This is a genomic window from Gemmiger formicilis (genome assembly GCF_016901605.1).
Classification (GTDB): Bacteria; Bacillota; Clostridia; order Oscillospirales; family Ruminococcaceae; genus Gemmiger; species Gemmiger formicilis_B.
Window position 1 is genome coordinate 1 of the sequence record NZ_JACJKP010000191.1, and the last position, 4954, is coordinate 4954.

The window sequence follows — 4954 nt, forward strand, 5'->3', positions numbered from 1 at the left end:
CGCGATCTGGGCAAAATCGGTGATATGGCCTACCTCCTGGGGCAGCCCCAGTTCTCCCAGGGCCGCTTTGGCCGCGTCCTCCAGCGCGTGGCAATTGGCACAGCCGCCGCCCAGTACCTTGACGGCCTCGTTGCCGGTTTCTTTTTGCACGGATTCTTTTTTGCCAAACAGTTTCATAATCGTGTCCTCCTTATTTTATAACAAAACAAATTGCAGCAGATTGAACAGGTAGCCCACCAGCACGATGCCCACCACACAGATGCCTACAAACAGCCCCAACAGTTTGGGTTTGACCACTTTACGCAGCAGAATCAGAGAAGGCAAAGACAGGGTGGTGACCGCCATCATGAAAGCCAGTACCGTACCCAGTTGAGCACCTTTGGCCAGTAACGCTTCGGCTACCGGGATGGTGCCGAAAATATCGGCATACATGGGCACGCCCACCAGCACCGCCGCCAGGACGCCGAAGGGGTTGCCGGAGCCAAGCACCGTTTCCACCCAGGTCTGGGGAATCCAGTTGTGGATGACCGCCCCCACGCCTACACCCACCAGCAGGTAGGGCAGCACTTTGCGATAGGTGGAAACCGCCTGCCCCCGGGCATAGCGCAGCCGGTCGGCGGTGGTAAGCGCGGGGTCCTCCAGGTCCACACCATTGCCTGCATGGGCCAGTGGTTCCAGGTGATTTTCCATATGCAGTGCCTGGATAAGGGTACCACCTGCCACCGCGATCACCAGCCCCAGCACCACATAGGCCGCCGCCACCTTGACCCCGAACACGCCGGTGAGCAGCACCAGACTGCCCAAATCCACCATAGGCGAGGAGATCAGGAAAGAAAAGGTCACGCCCAACGGCAGCCCCGCCCCCGTAAACCCGATAAAGATGGGAATGGAAGAGCAGGAACAAAAGGGTGTGACGGTGCCAAGCAGCGCGGCCACCGTATTGGCCGCCAGACCATGGAATCGCCCCATAATACGGCGGCTGCGCTGGGGCGGAAAGTAACTTTGTACCCAGGAGATGCCAAAAATCAGCACCAGCAAAAGCACACTGATTTTTACCGTATCATAGAGGAAAAATTGCAGGCTGCCACCCAGCCGCCCGGCGGTATCCACCCCCAGGGCGGTGAGCAGTGCCCCTACCAGCATGTTGAGCCACTGCATTCCCAGCACCTGATTCTGGAAAAACAACCAAAGATTCATTGGGAACTCCCCCTTTTGTCAAATCAAGTTTTTTTGATGTTTAGTTTGCAAAAAATTGCCGCAGGGCGCGCGTGACGCAAGAAAACAAAGGTTCTGAAAGAACTGCAAAGCACCGCAAAATCGCTGCAAAGCGGCAGATACAAGGCAGAGGGGCGCAGCGCTCCTTGGTGGAACACAAGGCCCGATAACGCAGCAGATGCTGCTCTGCAGCCAGGATTTTGCGGCTTTGTTTTCTTACGGAACCGCGCAGGGCGGCGTGTTTTATTTTCCGCAGCAACCGCAGGCAGGCGCTTCTGCTGCCGGGGTGGTCAGGGCCAGCAGCCGCTGCATGGCGCGGGCCTGACCATCGGCGTTCAGGCGGTAATGGGTCCACTTGCCCTCCTGCCGGGCCAGTACCAGGCCGGACTCGCATAGGATCTTCATGTGGTAAGAAAGACCCGACTGGGTCAGGGCCAACGGTTCCTGCAGTTTGCAGGCACATTTTTCCCCGCTGCGCAGCTGTTCCAGAATGGCCAGACGCTTGGGGTCGCACAATGCCTTGAAGATCTTGGCGTCCTGCTCGTAGGCATCCATGGGCTGTACCTCACATCAAAAATTCTTGATGTATAGTATAGACCCGCCGTCCTCCGTTGTCAAGGCATCTGTAACTTTTTTGTGCCGGGATTGTACTTGTGCCGCCGAAGGGGTATACTGTAAGAAACGCCATTTGGCAAGGAGGTACCGCTATGTGTACCAGCATTTCTTTTTGTAACCGCGGTCTGTATGGCCGCAATTTGGATTTGGAATATCATTTTGGAGAACAGGTGGTCATTACGCCCCGGGCATATGAATTCACCTTCCATCATCATGAACCGCTGCCCCAACATTATGCCATGATCGGCATGGCCAGCGTGGCCCAAAACACACCCCTTTACGCCGAGGCCGCCAACGAAAAAGGCCTGTATATGGCGGGGCTGTATTTTCCCGATAACGCCCACTATTTTGCAGAACCGGACCCCCAGGCCACGAACCTGGCCCCCTATGAACTGATTCCTCTGGTACTGGGCAGCTGTGCCACCGCTGCCGAGGCCAAGGCCCTGCTGCAGAAGGTGCGGCTGGTGGCCATTCCCTTTGCGCCGGGGTATCCCCTGGCGGCGCTGCACTGGCAGGTGGCAGGCCCGGACGGCAGTTTTCTGATGGAGCCCCGGGCGGACGGCCTGCATTTTTACGAAGATGTGGCCGGGGTACTGACCAACAACCCGCCCTACCCCTACCAGGTGATGAACCTGAACAACTACCGGGGCATTTCACCCCGCACGCCGGAGAACACCTTTGCCCCCGCCCTGGACCTGAAGGTTTACGGCCAGGGCTTTGGCGGCATGGGTCTGCCGGGGGATGCCAGCCCCATGTCCCGGTTTGTAAAAATCGCTTTTCTGCGCCAGCATGCCGTTTTTTCGGAGGATCGTCCCGGTCAGGTAAGCCAGTTCTTCCATCTGCTGGATGCGGTTTCCATGGTACGGGGCAGCGTGCTTACCCCCGAAGGCCGCTGCGACGAAACCACCTACTCCTGCTGCATTGACACCCAGGAGCAGGTCTACTACTACAAAACCTACGACAGCGGCTGCCTGCACGGTGTGCGGATGACCGAAGAGACCACCGACGGCAGTGCACTGCACTGCTTCCCCCTGGAAAACAAGCCCCGGTTCGTATGGGATAACTAAAAAACGGGGACGTTAATCGTCCCCGTGATGCCCGGCCCCATGATGGCCGGGCGTTTTTTGTTGTAAACCGCTTTCCGTTGGTTCGGCAGCTGCCGCGGCGGAATCGTCGGCAGCTTCCGGCAAAGTCCGCTCGGACAGTGCTGCGATGCGTTCCCGGATTTCCCGCATGGTCATATCCTGCACCGCTTCCGGTGTGATGGCCGGGTCCAGGGCGGCCAGTTCCAGATACGCACGGTATTTGCCGTAGGACAGCCCGCACTCGTGGGCCTGGGCCAGTTGGTCCGGGTCTGCCTGATAGCAATGGGCGTTCTGCTGCTCCCGGGTGCAGGCACGGACGTTTTCCAGCATACGGGCACACCGGTCTGTGTCCGTCCCGATAACGCCGATCTCCACTACACCGTTTTCCGCCAGCAAAGTTTCCACCGGTTCGCTGGCCAGAATGGTTTCCACCGCGTCCGTATAGGAAAGGTGGGTCACATCCACCGTCTGCGCCAGTGCGGTGCCGTCATCGTTCCAGCCTTCCACCGAGATGACCCGGTCAAACCGGTTGATCCCCAGTTCCAACGAAGGGTTGATATCGATGCTGATCTGCACCGTAGGGGTGGCATACAGCCAGCCCCCCGCCAACACCACCGCGCAGGCGGCAGCAGCCAGGGCTATACCCAGCCGCCGGATCGGCCGGTGCCTGCGCGCTGCCCGCCGGGCCACCGCTTGCCGGGCTGCCGCTTTCAGTTCCGGTTCAGCATGGACGCTGTCGAAAGCCTCGCGGATTTTTTCACGCATCGTCCTCACCTCCCAGTGCCTGACGCAGCAGTCCCCGGGCACGGGTCAGCTGTGTATAGACGGTGTTCACGTTCTTGCCCAGAATCCCGGCAATTTCCGGTGCGCTGTACCCCTCATAGTAATGAAGATACACCACATCCCGGTACGCCCCGGGCAGTTCCTGCACAGCCTGCAATACCGCCCGGTATTTCTCCGGTGGGGCAGGCTGTTCCACGGCTTCGGTCAGCGGCACCGTGCGGCGGCGGAACACATTGCGCAGCAGATCCCGGCAGGCATTGATGGTCACCCGGATGATCCAGGCCCGCTCATGTTCCGGGGAGGCAAACGGGGCGTTGTGCAGCAGGTATTTCACAAACACCGTCTGGAAAATATCCTCGGTATCGGCATGATTTTTCAGATGTACCAGGCAGATACGCCGCACAGTATCGGCGTATTGTTCCACCGCCCGGTTGACCTCTTGCTCGCTGCGCATCCTGCTCCCCCATTGTGTTTATGCCCGGCACCCTCCCGCTCGGCCGCCGCCCCGGCAGCCTGCCGCAGTCCGGTAATCACAGATACCGTCGCCGTTTTCATCGGTATAGTACCGTCCCGTTATACCACCGGTGCGGTTGTCGCAAATACCGTCCCCATCCTCATCCACAAAACGGCATTGTTCCGTGGTGCAGGTCCGGTTGCGGCAGCTGCGTCCCGGCCCGGCTGCCCAGACCCCGGTGGCGCCTACCGTACAGGCCAGCAGCGTGGCGGTGATCAACATAGCGGTTCTTTTCATCGCAAAGCCCTCCTTTTGCAGGTTGTGGTTGGGTATCCTTTCACCCTGAATACGAAGGACAGGGGCGAATCCATTCATCCCGTTATGATTTTTTCTGATTTTATCTTATTCGTCTGTATCTGTGCTGTCAACGGGCAAAAAAACAGGGCGCTCCCGCGGGAGCACCCTGCTGTTGTCAGTCATCCTGTTCCTGAGAGTAGCTCAAAATCTCGCCGGTATCAGCGTCGATCTCGTAGTCATACTCGGTAAAGCCTACTTTCCAGGAGAATTCATAGACCGTGCGGCCGTTATCCCGGTCGGTTTCCAGTTCCAGGCTGCGGATGTCGGTTTCAGCCACACCGGCGTGAGCCAGAGCGATCTGCTTGGCCTGGTCGGCGGTAACGGCAGTGCCGCTGCCTTCCACGGTCTGGGTGCCGATATAATACTCGGCATCGTAGTCGTAGGAAAGGATTTCCCCGGTGGTGGCGTCGATCTCATAGTCGTATTCCTCGGCACCGGCATCGGT

Annotated in this window: 8 protein-coding genes; 1 reads left to right on the forward strand and 7 read right to left on the reverse strand. The window is 58.7% G+C overall.

Going from position 1 to position 4954, the window contains the following annotated elements:
* The 3 genes from H6B10_RS12410 to H6B10_RS12420 all read right to left on the reverse strand — a co-directional run.
* Nucleotides 1-177, reverse strand: a 177-nt coding sequence (locus tag H6B10_RS12410; RefSeq protein WP_204651900.1) for a thioredoxin family protein, incomplete at its 3' end; no start/stop codon positions are given.
* An 18-nt stretch (nt 178-195) separates the two neighbouring features.
* Nucleotides 196-1197, reverse strand: a complete 1002-nt coding sequence (locus tag H6B10_RS12415; RefSeq protein ID WP_204651893.1) for a permease — start codon at nt 1195-1197, stop codon at nt 196-198.
* Between the two features lie 261 nt (nt 1198-1458).
* On the reverse strand, nt 1459-1770 hold the full coding sequence (locus H6B10_RS12420; RefSeq protein ID WP_204651894.1) for an ArsR/SmtB family transcription factor: 312 nt from the start codon (nt 1768-1770) through the stop codon (nt 1459-1461).
* A gap of 152 nt (nt 1771-1922) precedes the next feature.
* Between H6B10_RS12420 and bsh the strand changes: the two genes are divergently transcribed.
* The gene (gene bsh, locus H6B10_RS12425) at nt 1923-2897 is read left to right on the forward strand and encodes a choloylglycine hydrolase (protein WP_204651895.1); all 975 of its coding nucleotides are present in this window, start codon (nt 1923-1925) and stop codon (nt 2895-2897) included.
* A gap of 12 nt (nt 2898-2909) precedes the next feature.
* Here bsh and H6B10_RS12430 read toward each other — a convergent pair whose 3' ends face one another.
* The 4 genes from H6B10_RS12430 to H6B10_RS12445 all read right to left on the reverse strand — a co-directional run.
* A complete protein-coding gene (locus H6B10_RS12430; RefSeq protein WP_204651896.1) occupies nt 2910-3680 on the reverse strand; it encodes an anti-sigma-I factor RsgI family protein in 771 nt (256 codons plus the stop codon).
* The gene (locus H6B10_RS12435; RefSeq protein WP_204651897.1) at nt 3673-4152 is read right to left on the reverse strand and encodes an RNA polymerase sigma factor; all 480 of its coding nucleotides are present in this window, start codon (nt 4150-4152) and stop codon (nt 3673-3675) included. The genes H6B10_RS12430 and H6B10_RS12435 overlap by 8 nt, the downstream gene beginning before the upstream one ends.
* Before the next feature lie 18 nt (nt 4153-4170).
* Nucleotides 4171-4449 (reverse strand): hypothetical protein, encoded by a 279-nt coding sequence (locus H6B10_RS12440; RefSeq protein ID WP_204651898.1) that lies wholly within the window; start codon nt 4447-4449, stop codon nt 4171-4173.
* Nucleotides 4450-4624: 175 nt separating this feature from the next.
* The coding region (locus H6B10_RS12445) for a PepSY domain-containing protein (RefSeq protein WP_204651899.1) at nt 4625-4954 on the reverse strand (330 nt) is incomplete at its 5' end.